19 protein-coding genes are annotated in these 17,440 nt (G+C 60.4%); 10 read left to right on the plus strand and 9 right to left on the minus strand.

Features of this window, described 5'->3' with window-relative positions:
- Positions 1–60: 60 nt before the first annotated feature.
- The gene (locus WBB95_RS18615) at positions 61–957 is read right to left on the minus strand and encodes a LysR substrate-binding domain-containing protein (protein WP_424488920.1); all 897 of its coding nucleotides are present in this window, start codon (positions 955–957) and stop codon (positions 61–63) included.
- 109 nt (positions 958–1,066) lie between these two features.
- Between WBB95_RS18615 and WBB95_RS18620 the strand changes: the two genes are divergently transcribed.
- The 8 genes from WBB95_RS18620 (at position 1,067) to rpoS (ending at position 8,199) form a co-directional block, all read left to right on the plus strand.
- Positions 1,067–2,179 (plus strand): S-(hydroxymethyl)glutathione dehydrogenase/class III alcohol dehydrogenase, encoded by a 1,113-nt coding sequence (locus tag WBB95_RS18620; RefSeq protein WP_424488921.1) that lies wholly within the window; start codon positions 1,067–1,069, stop codon positions 2,177–2,179.
- A gap of 8 nt (positions 2,180–2,187) precedes the next feature.
- Positions 2,188–3,033: an S-formylglutathione hydrolase gene (fghA, locus tag WBB95_RS18625; protein WP_424488922.1), complete on the plus strand. Its 846-nt coding sequence runs from the start codon at positions 2,188–2,190 to the stop codon at positions 3,031–3,033.
- A gap of 54 nt (positions 3,034–3,087) precedes the next feature.
- A complete protein-coding gene (gene ispF / locus WBB95_RS18630) occupies positions 3,088–3,561 on the plus strand; it encodes a 2-C-methyl-D-erythritol 2,4-cyclodiphosphate synthase (protein ID WP_012722614.1) in 474 nt (157 codons plus the stop codon).
- Positions 3,558–4,616 carry a tRNA pseudouridine(13) synthase TruD gene (gene truD / locus WBB95_RS18635; RefSeq protein ID WP_424488923.1) on the plus strand — a complete coding sequence of 353 codons (1,059 nt, stop codon included), beginning with the start codon at positions 3,558–3,560 and terminating at the stop codon, positions 4,614–4,616. The genes ispF and truD overlap by 4 nt, the downstream gene beginning before the upstream one ends.
- The gene (surE, locus tag WBB95_RS18640) at positions 4,604–5,353 is read left to right on the plus strand and encodes a 5'/3'-nucleotidase SurE (RefSeq protein WP_424488924.1); all 750 of its coding nucleotides are present in this window, start codon (positions 4,604–4,606) and stop codon (positions 5,351–5,353) included. Before truD ends, surE begins: the two co-directional genes overlap by 13 nt.
- A 41-nt stretch (positions 5,354–5,394) precedes the next feature.
- Positions 5,395–6,030 (plus strand): protein-L-isoaspartate(D-aspartate) O-methyltransferase, encoded by a 636-nt coding sequence (locus WBB95_RS18645; protein WP_010176736.1) that lies wholly within the window; start codon positions 5,395–5,397, stop codon positions 6,028–6,030.
- Between the two features lie 209 nt (positions 6,031–6,239).
- Entirely contained in the window at positions 6,240–7,082 is an 843-nt protein-coding gene (locus WBB95_RS18650) for a peptidoglycan DD-metalloendopeptidase family protein (protein ID WP_424488925.1), read from the plus strand.
- 106 nt (positions 7,083–7,188) lie between these two features.
- A complete protein-coding gene (gene rpoS, locus WBB95_RS18655; protein ID WP_078741117.1) occupies positions 7,189–8,199 on the plus strand; it encodes an RNA polymerase sigma factor RpoS in 1,011 nt (336 codons plus the stop codon).
- Between the two features lie 261 nt (positions 8,200–8,460).
- Here the strand turns inward: rpoS and WBB95_RS18660 are convergent, their stop codons facing one another.
- On the minus strand, positions 8,461–8,670 hold the full coding sequence (locus tag WBB95_RS18660; RefSeq protein WP_002554837.1) for a cold-shock protein: 210 nt from the start codon (positions 8,668–8,670) through the stop codon (positions 8,461–8,463).
- A gap of 401 nt (positions 8,671–9,071) precedes the next feature.
- Between WBB95_RS18660 and dcd the strand changes: the two genes are divergently transcribed.
- Complete coding sequence (gene dcd / locus WBB95_RS18665) at positions 9,072–9,638, plus strand: dCTP deaminase (RefSeq protein ID WP_048719838.1); 567 nt, start codon at positions 9,072–9,074, stop codon at positions 9,636–9,638.
- 107 nt (positions 9,639–9,745) lie between these two features.
- Complete coding sequence (locus WBB95_RS18670) at positions 9,746–9,946, plus strand: hypothetical protein (RefSeq protein WP_424488926.1); 201 nt, start codon at positions 9,746–9,748, stop codon at positions 9,944–9,946.
- 30 nt (positions 9,947–9,976) lie between these two features.
- On the opposite strand, the gene pdeM is transcribed toward WBB95_RS18670, so the two are convergent.
- Genes pdeM through WBB95_RS18705 form a run of 7 tightly spaced genes read right to left on the minus strand, consistent with a single transcriptional unit; the run spans position 9,977 to position 17,346 of the window.
- Positions 9,977–10,627 carry a ligase-associated DNA damage response endonuclease PdeM gene (gene pdeM, locus WBB95_RS18675; RefSeq protein ID WP_424488927.1) on the minus strand — a complete coding sequence of 217 codons (651 nt, stop codon included), beginning with the start codon at positions 10,625–10,627 and terminating at the stop codon, positions 9,977–9,979.
- The gene (locus WBB95_RS18680; RefSeq protein WP_424488928.1) at positions 10,627–13,107 is read right to left on the minus strand and encodes a ligase-associated DNA damage response DEXH box helicase; all 2,481 of its coding nucleotides are present in this window, start codon (positions 13,105–13,107) and stop codon (positions 10,627–10,629) included. The genes pdeM and WBB95_RS18680 overlap by 1 nt, the downstream gene beginning before the upstream one ends.
- Positions 13,108–13,164: 57 nt before the next feature.
- On the minus strand, positions 13,165–13,929 hold the full coding sequence (locus WBB95_RS18685) for an ABC transporter ATP-binding protein (protein ID WP_424488929.1): 765 nt from the start codon (positions 13,927–13,929) through the stop codon (positions 13,165–13,167).
- Positions 13,930–13,942: 13 nt separating this feature from the next.
- Positions 13,943–15,061, minus strand: a complete 1,119-nt coding sequence (locus WBB95_RS18690; RefSeq protein WP_424488930.1) for a succinylglutamate desuccinylase/aspartoacylase family protein — start codon at positions 15,059–15,061, stop codon at positions 13,943–13,945.
- 9 nt (positions 15,062–15,070) lie between these two features.
- The gene (locus WBB95_RS18695) at positions 15,071–15,781 is read right to left on the minus strand and encodes an ABC transporter permease (RefSeq protein ID WP_424488931.1); all 711 of its coding nucleotides are present in this window, start codon (positions 15,779–15,781) and stop codon (positions 15,071–15,073) included.
- The gene (locus tag WBB95_RS18700) at positions 15,778–16,506 is read right to left on the minus strand and encodes an ABC transporter permease (RefSeq protein ID WP_424488932.1); all 729 of its coding nucleotides are present in this window, start codon (positions 16,504–16,506) and stop codon (positions 15,778–15,780) included. The genes WBB95_RS18695 and WBB95_RS18700 overlap by 4 nt, the downstream gene beginning before the upstream one ends.
- 60 nt (positions 16,507–16,566) lie before the next feature.
- Positions 16,567–17,346: a transporter substrate-binding domain-containing protein gene (locus tag WBB95_RS18705; protein ID WP_017254762.1), complete on the minus strand. Its 780-nt coding sequence runs from the start codon at positions 17,344–17,346 to the stop codon at positions 16,567–16,569.
- Positions 17,347–17,440 lie beyond the last annotated feature (94 nt).

Raw genomic sequence — 17,440 nt, forward strand, 5'->3', positions numbered from 1 at the left:
GCTCACTACAACGATGTGTAGATACTTATGCCGCGATGAGGCCCGCCCAGGCGCCCATAATCAACTGCTGTACTCCGGCCGCTCCGCCAACCCCTCCTTCAAGAAATCCACCAGCTTGCGCACCTTCGGCGACAAGTGCCGTTGCTGTGGATACAGCGCCCACACCGCCGTATTAGGCGGCTGATGGGGCTCAAGCAACGACACCAGCGCACCACTGTGCAAATGTTCCAGTACGTAATAATCCGGCAACTGACACAGCCCCACGCCTTGCAATGCCGCATCCAGCACCGCCTGCCCACTGTTACAGCGCCAGTTTCCCTGCACTCTCTGGGAGAATTCCCGCCCGTCCTGGGCCAGTTGCCAGATGTCCGAGCTACCGATCAGGCAGTTGTGCCGGCTCAATTCCGACAGGCTATGTGGCCGACCATACCGTTCAAGGTAGGACGGCGACGCGCACAGGTACATACGACGCGGCGCCAGGCGACTGGCAACCATCCGCGAGTCTTGCAGCCGGCCCAATCGGATTGCCAGGTCAAGGCCTTCATGCACCAAGTCCAACTGGCGATTGCTCAGCTCGATATCCACGCGCAATTGCGGATAGAGCCCCATGAATCGCGTGACCAGTGGCACGATAAACCGCTCGCCGTAAGCCACCGCGCAGGTCATGCGCAGCATGCCCTTGGGTTCGCTGGTGAGATCACCCACGGCGCGCAGCGCTTCTTCGCGACCGTCCTGCAGACGCTGGCAGTGTTGCAGAAAGGTCTGGCCCGCTTCGGTCAGCGTGACCTTGCGCGTGCTGCGGTACAGCAGGCGCGTCTGCAGCCGTTCTTCCAGGCGCGCCACTTGCCGGCTGATGTGTGAGGAGGACACCCCAAGGCGCTCGGCCGCCGCCGTGAATTGGCTGCATTCGGCAACGGCAACGAACTCATCGATGCCCTCCCAGCGGTTTTCCAGCATGGTGATTATCCCTGTACAGCAATAAAGTTTTGCTTTCACCCGGATTATTAATCAACGAGCCCTGTTTTACACTTACGTCCTCAGTTTTTAACTCCCTGGAGAAACCCGGATGATCAAGTCCCGCGCCGCTGTCGCGTTTGAAGCCAAGAAGCCCCTTGAGATCGTTGAAGTGGATGTGGCCATGCCCAAGGCTGGCGAAGTGCTGTTGCGCGTGGTCGCCTCCGGCGTGTGCCATACCGACGCCTATACCTTGTCGGGCGCCGACCCGGAAGGCATCTTCCCGTCGATCCTCGGCCATGAAGGCGGTGCAGTGGTTGAAGCAATCGGCGAGGGTGTGACGTCTGTGGCAGTGGGCGACCACGTGATCCCGCTGTACACCCCGGAATGCAAACAGTGCAAATTCTGCCTGTCGGGCAAGACCAACCTCTGCCAGGCCATTCGCGCCACCCAGGGCAAAGGCCTGATGCCGGACGGCACCACGCGTTTCTCCTATAAAGGCCAGCCGATTTTCCATTACATGGGCACCTCGACCTTTTCCGAGTACACCGTGTTGCCGGAAATATCCGTGGCCAAGATTCCGAAAGAAGCGCCGCTGGAAAAAGTCTGCCTGCTCGGTTGTGGCGTCACCACCGGTATCGGCGCCGTGATCAACACCGCCAAGGTCAAGCCGGGCGATACCGTGGCTATCTTCGGCCTGGGCGGTATCGGCCTGTCGGCGGTGATCGGCGCGGTCAAGGCCAAGGCCGGTCGCATCATTGCCATCGACATCAACCCGGCCAAGTTCGAGATCGCCAAGCAGCTGGGCGCCACCGACTGCATCAACCCGAAAGACTACGATCGCCCGATCCAGGACGTGATCGTCGACCTCACCGACGGCGGCGTGGACTTCTCTTTCGAGTGCATCGGCAACGTGCAACTGATGCGCGCCGCCCTTGAGTGCTGCCACAAAGGCTGGGGCGAGTCGGTGATCATCGGCGTAGCCGGTGCCGGCCAGGAAATCGCTACCCGCCCGTTCCAACTGGTGACCGGTCGCGTCTGGCGCGGTTCGGCATTCGGTGGCGTGCGCGGGCGTACCGAATTGCCAAGCTACGTGGAAATGGCCCAGACCGGCGAGATCCCGCTGGACACGTTTATCACCCACACCATGGGCCTTGAAGACATCAACAAAGCGTTTGAATTGATGCATGAAGGCAAGAGCATTCGTACCGTCATCCACTTCTGAGGTCGGCCATGAGTCTGGAAAACCTGTCGTGCCAGAAGAGCTTCGGCGGCTGGCATAAACGCTACAAGCATCATTCCGATGTGCTCGGTTGCGACATGACCTTTGCCGTCTACCTGCCGCCGCAAGCGGAGCAGGGCGGCAAATTGCCGGTGCTGTACTGGCTGTCGGGGTTGACCTGCACCGATGAGAATTTCATGCAGAAGGCCGGCGCCCAGCGCATGGCCGCCGAGCTGGGGTTGATCATCGTCGCGCCGGACACCAGCCCGCGTGGGCCCGGTGTGCCGGGCGACCCGGACAACGCGTGGGATTTCGGCCTCGGTGCCGGTTTCTATCTGAATGCCACGCAGGAACCTTGGGCCAAGCACTATCGGATGCATGACTACGTGGTGCAGGAATTGCCGGCGTTGGTTGAAGCGCATTTCCCGGCGTCGGACAAGCGCGGCATCAGCGGCCACTCCATGGGCGGCCACGGTGCGCTGGTGTGCGCTTTGCGCAACCCTGGGCGTTACCAATCGGTGTCGGCTTTTTCGCCGATCAACAACCCGATGGACTGCCCGTGGGGCCAGAAAGCCTTCTCTCGCTACTTGGGCGAAGAGCGCTCCAAATGGCGCGAATGGGATGCCTGCGTGCTGATCAGCGAAGCCTCGGAAAAGCTGCCGCTGCTGGTGGACCAGGGCGATCGCGACGATTTTCTTGCCGTGCAACTCAAGCCTGAAGCCCTGCAACAAGCGGCCAAGGCGGCGGGCCATCCGCTCGAACTGCGCCTGCAGCCGGGCTATGACCACAGCTACTTCTTTATCGCCAGCTTCATCGAAGACCATTTGCGACACCATGGTCGTGCTTTGCTCGGTTAATGTGAGGCAAAAGTAGGTAGAATCACGCCCTGAATTAAATCGGGGCGTTTTTTTATGCGTATTGGCCACGGCTACGATGTGCACCGTTTCGCTGAAGGCGATTTCATCACCTTGGGCGGCGTGCGCATTGCGCACCACCATGGGTTGCTGGCTCATTCCGACGGCGACGTTGTCTTGCATGCCTTGAGCGATGCCTTGCTCGGCGCGGCGGCGTTGGGCGATATCGGCAAGCATTTTCCGGACACCGACCCTACCTTCAAGGGCGCGGACAGCCGTGTACTGCTGCGCCACGTAGTCGGCCTGATCCACGCCAAGGGCTGGAAGGTGGGCAACGTCGACAACACCATCGTGGCCCAGGCTCCGAAAATGGCCCCGCATATCGAATCGATGCGCGCACTGATTGCCGCCGACCTGCAAATTGAATTGGATCAAGTCAACGTGAAAGCCACCACCACCGAAAAGCTCGGGTTTACCGGTCGTGAAGAGGGCATTGCGGTGCACTCCGTCGCCTTGTTGCTGCGCGCATGAATGACCTGCAACTGCTGGGCCCGCGGGCCTACGGCGAGGCCTTGGGCAGCGCTGTATTGAAGGCTACGGCCGAAGATTTCCAGGTAGACGAAGTCCTCGACATTCCGCTGACCGGTGACGGTGAGCACCTGTGGCTGTGGGTGGAAAAGCGTGGCCTGAACACCGAAGAGGCGGCGCGGCGGATTGCCAAGGCTGCCGGCGTGCCGTTGCGCACCGTCAGTTATGCCGGGCTCAAGGACCGCCAGGCGCTGACCCGCCAGTGGTTCAGCGTGCAACTGCCGGGCAAGGCCGACCCGGACATGAGTGGTGCGGAAAACGACACCCTCAAGATCCTGAAAATCGCCCGCCATAAACGCAAGCTGCAACGTGGCGCGCATTCGGCCAACGGTTTCACCTTGCGCCTGACCCAGTTTGCCGGTGATGCCGCCGCCATCGACGCGCGGCTGCAGCTGATTGCCAAGCAGGGCATCCCCAACTATTTCGGCACGCAGCGTTTTGGCCACAACGGTGGCAACGTCGTCGACGCCCGTGAGTGGGCTGCGCGCAAGGCCTTGCCGGAGCAGCGCAATGTGCGTTCGCGGCTGCTGTCCACCGCGCGCAGTTTCCTGTTCAACAAAGTGTTGGCGGCACGTGTCGCTGATGGTTCCTGGCAGCGCGCCCAGGTCGGCGACTTGCTGGCCTTTACTGACAGTCGCAGTTTCTTCCCGGCTGGCGAGGCTGAATGCAGCGACCCGCGCCTGGCGATTCTGGACCTGCACCCGACAGGGCCGCAGTGGGGCGAGGGTGACTCGCCGGCTGGCGGTGCGACCCACGCGCTGGAACAGGCCGTTGCCGCCGGCGAAGCCGACCTGCGCGATTGGCTGGTGAATGCCGGCATGAGCCAGGAACGTCGCATTCTGCGACTGCCCATTGGCGGGTTGACGTGGCATTATCCCGAGCCTGACATTCTGCAATTGGAATTCGTCCTGCCGGCTGGATGCTTCGCCACTGTCTTGGTGCGCGAGCTTGTTGATCTGGTGCCGGTGGGGCAGACGGACAGCCCATGCGTATTCTGATATCAAACGATGACGGTGCCACCGCACCCGGTCTTGCCGCGCTCTATGCTGCGCTGGCAGATTACGCCGAGTGCGTGGTGGTTGCCCCCGACCAGGACAAAAGCGGCGCCAGCAGTTCGCTGACGCTCGACCGTCCGTTGCACCCGCAGGTTTTAGCCAACGGCTTTATCAGCGTGAATGGCACGCCCACTGACTGTGTGCACCTGGCGATCAACAGCCTCCTGGACCAGGAGCCGGACCTTGTAGTGTCGGGCATCAACCTCGGCGCCAACCTGGGCGATGACGTGCTGTACTCCGGTACTGTGGCGGCAGCCCTTGAAGGGCGCTTTCTCGGGCGCACTTCGTTCGCCTTTTCCTTCGCCTCGCGGCAACTGGATAACCTGGCGACGGCGGCGTATTTCGCGCGCAAGCTGGTGGAGGCCCATGGCTCCCTGGACTTGCCGCCACGCACAGTGCTCAACGTCAATATTCCCAACTTGCCCCTCGACCATATCCGCGGCATCCAGCTGACACGCCTGGGTCATCGTGCCCGTGCGGCGGCACCCTTGAAGGTGGTCGACCCGCGTGGCAAGGAAGGCTATTGGATCGCGGCAGCGGGCGACGCCGAAGACGGCGGCCCCGGCACAGACTTTCATGCGGTGATGCAAGGCTATGTTTCGATTACCCCGTTGCAACTTGATCGCACCTTCAGTGATGCCTTCAGTAGCCTCGATGGCTGGCTTGAGGGGTTGCGTTGATGGCGCGTGAACAAGACGAAATGTTGCGCCGTGGTATCGGCATGACCTCCCAGCGTACCCGTGAGCGTTTGATCCAGCGGTTGTACGAAGAAGGCCTGTCCAACGCCCAGGTGCTGGAAGTCATTCGGCGTACGCCACGGCACCTGTTTGTCGACGAAGCCCTGGCGCACCGCGCCTATGAAGACACCGCGTTGCCTATCGGGCACAACCAGACCATTTCCCAGCCGTATATGGTCGCGCGCATGAGCGAGCTGCTGTTGGCGGCGGGGCCGCTCGACAAGGTGCTGGAGATCGGCACCGGTTCCGGTTACCAGACCGCCGTGCTGTCGCAGCTGGTTGAGCGGGTGTTCTCGGTGGAGCGCATCAAGGTCCTGCAGGACCGCGCCAAGGAGCGCCTGGTTGAGTTGAACCTGCGCAATGTGGTGTTCCGCTGGGGCGATGGCTGGGAGGGTTGGCCGGCGCTGGCGCCTTACAACGGCATCATCGTGACGGCCGTTGCCACTGATGTGCCGCAAGCGTTGCTTGATCAACTGGCGCCTGGTGGCCGGTTGGTCATCCCGGTGGGCTCCGGCGAAGTGCAACAATTGATGCTCATTATCCGTGAGGAAGAAGGTTTTTCACGGCACGTACTCGGCGCTGTGCGCTTTGTACCGTTACTCAATGGCCCGCTGGCCTGATCATTTGTGCGCTGGCAGTGAATTCTGTTGGCGAGGATGTGTCTTACGGCGGGGTCAGTTGAGTCAACATGATTGAAACCCGGTTTTAAACACGATGAATTTTTCGTTTCAGTCGTGTGCCGGTAAAAAGCCAATGCCCAGTTATACTTGCGACATATTTCTTGCCTGATACAGGCGTTCATGTTCAGCCACCACAAAGGGAGCGGCGGGTGAGTCTCACAGGTCTTGCGCAGCGTATGAGTAAAACAAGCTTTCAGCGACTGGTGCTTGGCCTTGTCTTGAGTTCCTTGTTGGCGGGTTGCTCCAGCTCGCCCTCCAGTGGCGCGCGGGTTGTCGACCGCAATAGCACCAGCGCCGTACCGCAAAAGCCAACGGTCACCACCGGGCAATATGTGGTGCGCAAGGGCGACACGATGTTCTCGATCGCCTTCCGTTATGGCTGGGATTACAAGGCGCTCGCAGCTCGTAACAATATTCCTGTGCCATATACGATACATCCGGGGCAGACCATCAGATTCGATGGCCGCACGGGTTCAACGCCTGCGGCAGTTGTGACAAATTCCGGATCTTCGCCCTCGTCTTCGAGCAAAACTACCATCATCACTCGGCCTGCAGGCACCGTAGTGCCTGCGGTTGCGAGCAAGCCGACAGCCGCGCCGCTGCCCCCTGCAGGGCCTGCGCCGACCGGTTGGGGATGGCCTTCGAACGGGGTATTGATTGGAAAATTCTCTTCAAACGGTAGTTTGAATAAAGGCATTGATATCGCCGGGGATTTGGGACAGCCTGTTTTAGCTGCGTCTGATGGGACAGTGGTGTACGCCGGGAGTGGTTTGCGGGGCTACGGCGAGCTGGTCATCATCAAACACAGCGATACCTACGTCAGTGCTTACGGCCACAACCGTAGGCTGTTGGTTCGGGAGGGGCAGCAGGTCAAAGTCGGACAGACAATTGCCGAAATGGGGTCAACTGGTACAGACCGGGTGAAACTGCACTTTGAGATTCGCCGCCAAGGGAAACCTGTAGATCCGCTGCAATTCCTACCCCGTCGTTGATGTGTTGCACAGCCTGTTCCCTCACGTAGAAGGAACAGGCTCCAGCGTTGCCAAGGATAAAGGCGTCGCTTGAGCTTGAGGTCGAACTCACCAAAGGACTATAACAATGGCTCTCAGTAAAGAAGCGCCGGAGTTTGACATCGACGATGAGGTTCTCCTTGAAATGGAGATCCTTACCGAAAAGGAATCGATGTCGAATGATGAAGGGTCAGCTGCACCTTCAGTTCGCACCAAATCCAAGAACTCCACCGCGTTAAAGCAACACAAGTACATTGACTACACGCGGGCGCTCGACGCGACCCAGCTGTACCTCAATGAAATCGGCTTTTCCCCTCTGCTGACCCCCGAAGAAGAAGTCCATTTTGCGCGCTTGTCGCAAAAGGGCGATCCGGCTGGGCGCAAGCGCATGATTGAAAGCAACCTGCGCCTGGTGGTGAAAATCGCCAGACGCTACGTCAATCGTGGCCTGTCGCTGCTGGACCTGATCGAGGAGGGCAACCTGGGCTTGATCCGGGCGGTGGAGAAGTTTGACCCTGAGCGCGGCTTCCGTTTCTCGACCTATGCCACCTGGTGGATTCGCCAGACCATCGAACGGGCGATCATGAATCAGACCCGCACGATCCGGTTGCCGATCCACGTGGTCAAGGAGCTCAACGTCTACCTGCGGGCAGCGCGTGAGCTCACCCAAAAACTCGATCATGAACCTTCGCCTGAAGAAATCGCCAACCTGCTGGAAAAACCGGTAGGGGAGGTCAAGCGTATGCTCGGCTTGAACGAGCGCGTGTCTTCGGTCGATGTCTCGCTGGGTCCGGATTCGGATAAAACCCTGCTGGACACCCTGACGGATGATCGTCCAACCGATCCCTGTGAGCTGTTGCAGGACGATGATCTTTCCCAAAGCATTGACCAGTGGCTGTCGGAGCTCACGGATAAGCAGCGTGAGGTGGTGATTCGCCGCTTCGGCCTGCGTGGCCATGAGAGCAGCACCCTGGAGGACGTAGGCCTGGAGATCGGCCTGACCCGTGAGCGGGTGCGGCAGATCCAGGTAGAGGGCCTCAAGCGCTTGCGTGAGATCTTGGAGAAGAATGGCTTGTCGAGTGAGTCGTTGTTTCAATAACGCCTTACAAGGCAGCAATGAAAACGCCCGGTGCATGGGAATGCACCGGGCGTTTTGCTTTCTGATCGTTCCGGGATTGAGTTGATCGTTCCCATGCTCTGCGTGGGAGCACCTCTTGTGACGCTCTGCGTCACGCTTTGGGACGCAGAGCGTTCCCACGCAGAGCGTGGGAACGATCATGAATGCGGCGCTTGCTCAAATCCCAGGCATAAAAAAACCCCGCTTTTAAGGGCGGGGTTTTTTCGACTAAGTCAGTACAAGTTAGATAACTTGAACTTCTTCAGCTTGCATGCCTTTCTGACCGCGGGTAGCGATGAAAGAAACCTGTTGGCCTTCTTTCAGGCTTTTGAAGCCGTCGGATTGGATAGCTTTGAAGTGAACGAACAGGTCGTCACCGGATTGTGGAGTGATGAAGCCGAAGCCTTTTTCATCGTTGAACCACTTAACGGTACCAGTTTGGCGATTAGACATGGTGTATCTCCTTGGACAAAGTTAACTGCGACTCAGGAAAAGCCCTGGCCGAGACTGAGTGCAAAGAGCAGGAAAAATTCTTGGAGATGGTTGGATCGAAATTCAACATATCGTGTAGAGATTCTCAGTGACACAAGCAGCACAGTGGCGCCACCTTAACCCTTTTTCCGGGACGTGCCAATGGTATTTCCGAAGGTTTCTCTATTTTCGTGACTGGCGGTGGTATTTACAGTCGCTGCGCAATGCAACTTGGGTCCCGGCCCCACTGGCTATGGCTTATAGCAGGCCGCGCATTCATCAGGGCATTCATCAACAAATCCCCAGCGCCCTTTGAACCCCAGGGCCGGCCCCGGTAAGATGCCCAACAGAATTTTTCCACCTCGCTATTCAGGACACCCGCCATGAGCATCAAATCGGACAAGTGGATTCGCCGCATGGCGCAAGAGCACGGCATGATCGAACCGTTCGTTGAGCGCCAGATTCGTGGCGAAGGCGACGCTCGCGTTATTTCGTACGGGGTTTCCAGCTACGGCTACGACGTACGCTGCGCCGATGAATTTAAGGTGTTCACCAACATCAATTCGGCGATCGTCGACCCGAAGAACTTCGACGAAAAGAGCTTCGTCGACGTCAAGAGCGACGTGTGCATCATTCCGCCGAACTCCTTCGCCCTGGCACGCACCGTCGAGTTCTTCCGTATTCCCCGTGATGTGCTGACCATCTGCCTGGGTAAGAGCACCTACGCGCGTTGCGGCATCATCGTCAACGTGACCCCGCTTGAGCCTGAGTGGGAAGGTCACGTGACCCTGGAGTTCTCCAACACCACCACGCTGCCGGCCAAGATCTACGCCAACGAAGGCGTTGCGCAGATGCTGTTCCTGCAGTCTGACGAGGCCTGTGAAGTGTCCTACAAGGACCGCGCGGGCAAGTATCAGGGCCAGCGCGGCGTCACTCTCCCACGCGCTTGATCGAAAGCTCTTACACGTAAAGGGAATTTGTCTGCGGGAAGTGACTCTATTGGGTGTACTGCCTCGGCGCGTGCAAAACGCGTCGAGCCACGCTTGAGGAGTACCTTATGAAGATCAACCCGCGAATCAGCGCCGAACTCGCCCGGCTTGAACCCAACCAGATTGGTGTTTTGGCCTGGTCCCTGATGGCCGACCCTGCATACGCGGGCGGCATCCCTGGTCAACCTGACGAAGATTGGCCCCAGCAGCCCACCGAGCCCGGTGAGCCGACGCTTCCGGATGAGCCGCCACCCGCGCCTGTCGCCTGATTTATCAGGGTACGAGACATGGCCGGCCTTTCAGCGCACCGGCCATACGTCTTCGTCGCCGATCACAAAAATCTGCCGATCGTCGCCTTGCTCCACCGCGTAGCCCCCTGTAAACGCGCCAAACGCCGGCAGCAAGCTGACGTGCGCACCTATCTGGAAGCACGGCAGGCGCAAGCTTTGCCGGCCTTTGCCGCGCAAGCGATACACCGGGTGCACATGCCCCGCCAGGACGTGGTGGCTGGGATGGGCGTCTGGTTCATGTTGCAGGGCGAAAGGGCCCACCAGCAGAGGTTCTGTCACCACTTCGATTTTCAAGTCGGCCGGCGGGTCGCCGGCACGCTTGTCGTGGTTGCCGCGAATCAGCGTCATGGCCAACACCGGGTTGCGCTCCCGCCACGCCCTCAGCGCGCCCAGCGTGCCGCTGGCGTGAGAGCCGGGGCCATGCAGGAAATCCCCGAGAAAGATCACCTGTTCGCACTCAAATAACGCCAGCAGCCGGTCCAGCTTCATCAGGTTTTCGGTCGTGGTCCCTTGTGGCACCGGTTGCCCCAGGCTGCGATACGCCGACGCCTTGCCAAAATGCGCATCGGCAATCAGCAAGCATCTGCGCGCAGGCCAGTACACGGCCTTGTCCGCCAGCAACCACAGTGCTTCGCCTTCCAACAACAACTCGTAATGCATCAACGCTTCCCGTTATCCGCGACTTTTTCCAGTTCCCTGACCATCCGCGCAATGCGCTCCGACAGTTTTTCCGAACTCATGCTTTCGCGCATCCGCTCGACCAGCAAGGGGAAAGCCAGCGGTGTAGGCCGTTCGATCCGGTGCAGGTCCAGTTTCAATACCGACAGATGGCGCAAAGTCGCTTCCAGCCGACGAATATCCAACTCATCGCGCAGGACTTCTTCCCCCGCCTGGCTCAGCAGCAGGTTCTGCGGGTCATATTGCTTGAACACTTCAAAGAACAAGCCACTGGAAGCCTGCACCTGGCGTGTGCTTTTCGGTGCGCCGGGGTAACCGGCAAATACCAGCCCGGCGATGCGTGCTATCTCACGAAAGCGTCGCAGGGCCAGTTCCCCGGCGTTCAGGCTGGCTGCAACGTCCTCCAGCAGGTTTTCCGCGCTGAGCAGGGCTTCGTTGAGCAACAGCGGCCAATCCACCGGCGTGGCACTCAACAGCTCCAGCCCATAATCATTCACCGCAATCGAAAACGTCACCGGCTGTTGCTGGCTGACCCGCCACGCCAGCAAACTGGCCAACCCCAAATGCACCTGGCGCCCGGCGAAAGGGTAGAGAAACAAGTGCCAGCCCTCCCGCGACTTCAGGGCCTCGGCCAGCAAGTGCTCACGCGTCGGCAGGCCGGACCAGCGCAACTGCGTCTGCAGTAAGGGTTGCACCGCCTGCATCTCGGGGCCTTCATAGTGCCCGTGTGCTGCGGCATCGAAACGCTCAACCACCGCCTGGGCCAGTTCATTGGAAAGTGGCATGCGCCCGCCATTCCAGCGCGGCACGGCGGCCTTTCTTGCGCTGCTGCGTCGCACGTACGCGGTCATGTTCTCCACCCGTACCAGCTCCAGCAGGCGCCCGGCAAACAAGAAACCATCACCGGGTTTGAGCCGCGCGATAAAACCTTCCTCGACGCTGCCCAGGTTCTTGCCACCGCCGCCTTTGCTCCAGAATTTGAGCTGGATACTCGCGTCACTGACGATGGTGCCCACGCTCATGCGATGGCGACGTGCCAAGCGCGCATCCGGGACGCGCCAGATGCCGTGTTCGTCCGGCTCCGCACGGCGGTAATCCGGATAGGCCGTCAGCGACAGCCCGCCGTGGCGCACAAACCCCAGGGCCCAGGCCCACTCTTCCTCGGTGAGGTCTTTGTAAGCCCAGGCGCCACGCACTTCCGACAGCAGCGCCTCAGGCGTAAACCCACCGCCCAAGGCCATGCTCACTAAGTGTTGTACGAGTACATCCAACGGTTTGTAGGGCGATTCCCGCGCTTCTATGCGTCGTTGCGCAATCGCATCCTGAGCGGCGGCGGCTTCCACCAGCTCCAGGCTGTGGGTCGGCACCAGCGTCACCCGTGATGGTCGCCCCGGTGCATGGCCGGAGCGCCCGGCGCGCTGCATCAGGCGCGCCACGCCTTTGGCCGAGCCGATCTGCAACACGCGCTCCACCGGCAGGAAATCCACCCCGAGGTCGAGGCTGGAGGTGCACACCACGGCCTTCAGCTGACCGTCTTTCAACGCCCGCTCCACCCAGTCACGGGTCTCCCGGGACAGTGAGCCGTGGTGCAATGCGATCAGGCCGGCCCACTCTGGACGCGCTTCCAGCAACGCCTGGTACCAAATTTCCGACTGCGCCCGCGTGTTGGTAAACACCAGGCAACTGCTGCTTGAGTCGACCTCGGCCACCACTTGGGGGAGCATCTTCAAACCGATGTGCCCGGCCCAGGGGAAGCGCTCGGTGACCGGCGGCAGCAGCGTGTCGACCCGCAACTGCTTGGCGGTCTGCCCTTGCACATTGATCCCGCTACCGTGTGGGACCAAAACCTCCAGCGCGTGGGCCTGATTACCCAAGGTCGCGGAAATTCCCCACACCATCAACTCAGGGCTCCAGCGCCGCAGCCGCGCCAACGCCAGTTGCAGTTGCACACCGCGTTTATTGCCGATCAGTTCATGCCATTCATCCACCACCACCAGGCGCAGATGGCTCAGGCTCGCTTCGCTGTCAGCGCGCGCGAGCATCAGCGTCAGGCTTTCCGGGGTGGTGACCAGTGCGGTTGGCTGACGGCGGCTCTGGCGCGCGCGCTCGCTGCTGCTGGTGTCGCCGGTGCGCAGGCCGACACTCCAGGGAATCTCTAACGCCGCCAGCGGCGCTTCCAGGGCACGCGCGGTGTCAGCGGCCAGGGCGCGCATCGGCGTGATCCACAACACAGTCAGCGGTTCGGCGGGCGGCTTGCGTTTGCCGGTGGTGGGCGGGCGAGTGATGGCGAAGCGGTTGAGGGCGGCAAACCACAGCGCATAGGTCTTGCCCGCGCCAGTGCTGGCATGCAGCAAGCCTGATTGCCCGTCTTTGACTGCCGTCCATACGGCTTTCTGAAAGGCGAACGGCTTCCAGCCCTTGGCGGCAAACCATGTCTTGGCGAAATCGAGGGGTTTTGCCATTCGGCGGCTGACGCTCTGGAGGCTCTATGTCAGAGACCCTCCAGGCGCCGCAAAGGTTTACTTCAAGTTACCGCTCAGGAACTGCTGCAGGCGCTCGCTCTTCGGATTGCCGAGCACATCGTCCGGCGCGCCTTGTTCTTCCACCAGGCCCTTGTGCAGGAACAGCACCTGGCTCGACACCTTGCGCGCAAAGCTCATTTCGTGGGTGACCATGATCATGGTGCGGCCTTCCTCGGCCAGCCCCTGGATCACCTTCAGCACTTCGCCGACCAGTTCCGGGTCGAGGGCCGAGGTCGGTTCGTCGAACAGCATCACCTCGGGTTCCATCGCCAGGGCGCGGGCGATGGCCACCCGTTGTTGCTGGCCGCCGGACAGGAACGCCGGGTATTGGTCGGCGACGCGCGCCGGCAAGCCTACTTTGTCCAGGTAGCGACGGGCGCGGTCCTCGGCGTCTTTCTTGCTGCAGCCCAACACCCGGCGCGGGGCCATGGTGATGTTTTCCAGCACGCTCATGTGGCTCCACAGGTTGAAATGCTGGAACACCATCGCCAGCCGCGTGCGCAGGCGTTGCAGTTCGGCGTCGTCGGCCACGCGCATGCCGTGGCGGTCGCTGACCATGCGGATCGGCTTGCCGTCGAGGGTCATGGCGCCGTCGTTGGGGGTTTCCAGAAAGTTGATGCAGCGCAAAAAGGTACTTTTGCCCGAGCCGCTGGCGCCGATCAAGCTGATCACGTCACCGGTCTTGGCCTTGAGCGAAACACCTTTGAGCACTTCATTGTCGCCATAGCTTTTATGCAGGCCTTCAACGGTCAATTTGTACATGGGGCGAGCATCCTCAAGGCGAAAGTAGGTAGCCGCTGCGGTAGGCCTCTGAACCGGCGACATGGGCGATGACCATCCCGGCAGTGGCCATGCGGCGCAGCGAACGGGCGTAAAGCAGGCCGGCGTTTTCACACTGCACAGGCGTTACGCGATCAGTAATGGGGTCGATGATTTCGGCGATCAGTTGCCCGGCTTGCAGGTACTCACCCGGCAGCGCGCTGAACACCAGCAGGCCGCCGACCGGCGTGGTCACCGGCTCTACGCCCGCGAGCGGCGTGGCCGGGTAGGGCAGCGCGGGCAACGGCGCCACGGTGCCTTCAATTGCGCCGAAGTGGGTCAGGTAATCGATGATCGCCTGGCAGTCGAGGGCCGCCAGGCCGTGGTTGACGTCGCCCTGGCCACGCAATTCGACGGTCACCGAAAAGCTGCCCATGGGAATCGGAAAGCGCTCGCCGAAGCGTTGCTGCAGTTGCCACCACATCAGGGTGAAACATTCATCGAAAGACTGCCCGCCGGAATCGGTGGCCAGCAAGTTGGCTTCCGAGCCGATATAGCGCGCCAGCGGCTCCACCTTAGGCCAGGCCTCGGGCGTGGTGTACAGGTGCGCCACGGCTTCGAAATCGCAATGCAGGTCGAGCACCATGTCGGCATCACACGCCAGCCGTTGCAGCACCAGGCGCTGGGATTGCAGCTGGGTGCCGGCGGTTTGCGCGGCCAAGGCACTGACCAGCGCGGTGCGGATCAGCTCGACGTTGTGCTGCGGGTCATCCCCAAGTTCATCCTCGACCTGGTTGCCCACCGCTTCACTGAGGTCGACAAACAGGCGGTTGAAGTTCTGCCCGCTTTCCAGCTCGTAGCGGCCCAAGGGAATGTCCATCAACACCTGTTCTAGGCCGACGGGGTTGGCGATCGGCACCAGCACAATTTCGCTGCGCAAGCGACCGGCCGCTGCCAGCTCGGCCAGGCGCACCTTCAAATGCCAGGCCACCAGCATGCCCGGCAGTTCATCGGCGTGCAGCGACGACTGGATGTAGACCTTGCCTTGGGCCTGTTCCGGGCCGAAGTGAAAACTGTGAATCTGCCGCGCCGTGCCGGGCACTGGCGCGGTCAGTTCATGAACCTGATGACGCATACACGCTCCTTAATGGCTCGGCCCGAGGAAGGCCAGCCAGCGGCGTTCCGCCAGGCGAAACAGGCCGACCAGGGCAAAGGTCACGGTCAGGTAGATCAGCGCCGCGATGCCGAATGATTGAAACGTCATGTAGGTGGCCGAGTTGGCATCCCGCGCCACTTTGAGGATATCGGGCACCGTCGCGGTAAACGCCACCGTGGTCGAGTGCAGCATCAGGATGACTTCGTTGCTGTAGTACGGCAGCGAACGGCGTAGGGCAGACGGCATGATCACGTAGGCATACAGCTTCCAGCCGGTCAGACCATAAGCCTTGGCTGCTTCGACTTCGCCATGGGCCATGCTGCGGATCGCCCCGGCGAAAATCTCGGTGGTGTAGGCACAGGTGTTGAGGGCGAAGGCGAGGATGGTGCAGTTCATCGCATCGCGAAAGAACGCGTCCAGCACCGGCTGCGCACGCACGGCCGCGATGCTGTAAATGCCGGTGTAGCAAATCAGCAACTGGATATACAGCGGCGTACCGCGAAACAGGTAGGTGTAGAACTGCACCGGCCAGCGCACCAGGCGGTTGCGCGACACGCGGGCGATGGACAGCGGGATCGACACCAGAAACCCAATGAAGATCGAGGCGCTGAGCAGCCACATCGTCATCGCCAGCCCGGTGATGTGTTGGCCGTCGCTATAAAGGAAGGGCCGCCAGTATTGCTGCAGAAGTTCGATCATCGCACGGCCTCCCGGGACCCAGCGGAGTAGCGGCGTTCAAGCCAGCGCAGGACGACGTTGGACGCGCTGGTAATCAACAGATAGATCAGCGCGGCGAGTACCAGGAAAAAGAACAGTTGGTAGGTACTCTTGCCGGCATCCTGGGCCGCCTTGACCAGGTCGGCCAGGCCGATGATCGACACCAGCGCGGTGGCTTTGAGCATCACGCACCAGTTGTTGTTAATGCCCGGCAGCGCAAAGCGCATCATCTGCGGGAAGGTCACGTAGCGAAACCGCTGCCCGCGCTTGAGGCCGTAGGCGGTCGCCGCCTCCAGCTGGCCGCGGGGCACGGCGAGAATCGCGCCGCGAAAGGTCTCGGTGAAATAAGCACCGTAGATAAAGCCCAGGGTGATGACCCCGGCGCTGAATGGGTCGATTTCGATGTAATCCCATTCCATAAAGTCGGTAAAACCGGTCAGCCAGATTTGCAGGCTGTAGAAAATCAGCAGCATCAGCACCAGGTCAGGTACGCCGCGGATAAGGGTGGTGTAGATCTGGGCGGGGATGCGGATCAGGGCCACGCTGGACAGTTTGGCGCTGGCGCCGATCAGGCCCAGCAAGACGCTGACGGCCAGGGAGGCGACCGCCAGCTTGACGGTCATCCACGTACCTTGCAGCAATAGCGGGCCGAACCCCTTCAAACTGAAGGCACTCAGCCCCAGGGTTTGCAAAAGATCTTCAAACATGAATTCAGGACCTAATGGCGATAAAAAAGCGCCCACCGCAAACCGGTGGGCGCCAGGGTGTTATTTACCGCTGTAGAGGTTCAGATCGCCGAAGTGTTTCTTCTGAATGGTGGCGTAGGTGCCATCATCGTGTAACGCTTTGATACCTTTATCGAGCAAGGCCTTGAGGTCTTTGTTACCTTTTTTGATACCGACCGCAGTTTTGGCTGGCAGCAGTGGGTCGTCAATGGCCTTGCTGACTTCGTAGTCAGCGCCTGCTGGCGACTTCAAAAAGCCCAGTTCGGCTTGCAGCATGTCCTGCACCGAAGCGTCCAGACGGCCCGAGGTCAGGTCGGCATACACTTGGTCCTGGTTGGCGTAGGCCTTGGTGGTCACACCGGCTTTGTCCAGCACGGCCTTGGCGTAGGCTTCCTGGATGGTGCCTTGCTCATAGCCCACGGATTTGCCCTTGAGGGACTCAGGCGTGGAGTAGTTCGCGCCTTTTTTGAACACCAGGGAAGTCGGGCCGGAGAACAGCTCGCTGGAGAAGTCGATCGCCTTTTCACGGGCTTCAGTCACGGTCATCGAGGAAATCACGCCGTCGAACTTGTTGGCGTTGAGGCCTGGAATCATGCCGTCGAAGTCACTTTCAACCCACTTGCACTTCACTTTCAGCTCGGCGCAGATCGCATTGCCCAGGTCGATATCGAAGCCCACCAGGCTGCCGTCGGCGGCTTTGGATTCGAACGGCGCGTAGGACGGATCGACACCAAAACGCAATTCCTTGTATTCCTTGGCTGTCGCAACACCAGCAGCCATGCACAGAGCCAGTGCAGAAAGGGTCAGCAATGCTTTTTTCATTATGTAATCCCTGGAAACCAAGATAAGCGCTTGTGGCGCGTTTAGGACTGTTACTGAACGGTGTCAGACGGATCACAAGTAGCAATTTCTGCAC

The organism is Pseudomonas sp. (assembly GCF_049645325.1).
GTDB lineage: Bacteria > Pseudomonadota > Gammaproteobacteria > Pseudomonadales > Pseudomonadaceae > Aquipseudomonas.

Bases quoted from the DNA above. Each gene is read 5' to 3' on its own strand.
- WBB95_RS18615 (WP_424488920.1), bottom strand. From the start codon at position 957: ATGCTGGAAAACCGCTGGGAGGGCATCGATGAGTTCGTTGCCGTTGCC.
- WBB95_RS18620 (WP_424488921.1), top strand. From the start codon at position 1,067: ATGATCAAGTCCCGCGCCGCTGTCGCGTTTGAAGCCAAGAAGCCCCTT.
- fghA (WP_424488922.1), top strand. From the start codon at position 2,188: ATGAGTCTGGAAAACCTGTCGTGCCAGAAGAGCTTCGGCGGCTGGCAT.
- ispF (WP_012722614.1), top strand. From the start codon at position 3,088: ATGCGTATTGGCCACGGCTACGATGTGCACCGTTTCGCTGAAGGCGAT.
- truD (WP_424488923.1), top strand. From the start codon at position 3,558: ATGAATGACCTGCAACTGCTGGGCCCGCGGGCCTACGGCGAGGCCTTG.
- surE (WP_424488924.1), top strand. From the start codon at position 4,604: ATGCGTATTCTGATATCAAACGATGACGGTGCCACCGCACCCGGTCTT.
- WBB95_RS18645 (WP_010176736.1), top strand. From the start codon at position 5,395: ATGACCTCCCAGCGTACCCGTGAGCGTTTGATCCAGCGGTTGTACGAA.
- rpoS (WP_078741117.1), top strand. From the start codon at position 7,189: ATGGCTCTCAGTAAAGAAGCGCCGGAGTTTGACATCGACGATGAGGTT.
- WBB95_RS18660 (WP_002554837.1), bottom strand. From the start codon at position 8,670: ATGTCTAATCGCCAAACTGGTACCGTTAAGTGGTTCAACGATGAAAAA.
- dcd (WP_048719838.1), top strand. From the start codon at position 9,072: ATGAGCATCAAATCGGACAAGTGGATTCGCCGCATGGCGCAAGAGCAC.
- WBB95_RS18670 (WP_424488926.1), top strand. From the start codon at position 9,746: ATGAAGATCAACCCGCGAATCAGCGCCGAACTCGCCCGGCTTGAACCC.
- pdeM (WP_424488927.1), bottom strand. From the start codon at position 10,627: ATGCATTACGAGTTGTTGTTGGAAGGCGAAGCACTGTGGTTGCTGGCG.
- WBB95_RS18680 (WP_424488928.1), bottom strand. From the start codon at position 13,107: ATGGCAAAACCCCTCGATTTCGCCAAGACATGGTTTGCCGCCAAGGGC.
- WBB95_RS18685 (WP_424488929.1), bottom strand. From the start codon at position 13,929: ATGTACAAATTGACCGTTGAAGGCCTGCATAAAAGCTATGGCGACAAT.
- WBB95_RS18690 (WP_424488930.1), bottom strand. From the start codon at position 15,061: ATGCGTCATCAGGTTCATGAACTGACCGCGCCAGTGCCCGGCACGGCG.
- WBB95_RS18695 (WP_424488931.1), bottom strand. From the start codon at position 15,781: ATGATCGAACTTCTGCAGCAATACTGGCGGCCCTTCCTTTATAGCGAC.
- WBB95_RS18700 (WP_424488932.1), bottom strand. From the start codon at position 16,506: ATGTTTGAAGATCTTTTGCAAACCCTGGGGCTGAGTGCCTTCAGTTTG.
- WBB95_RS18705 (WP_017254762.1), bottom strand. From the start codon at position 17,346: ATGAAAAAAGCATTGCTGACCCTTTCTGCACTGGCTCTGTGCATGGCT.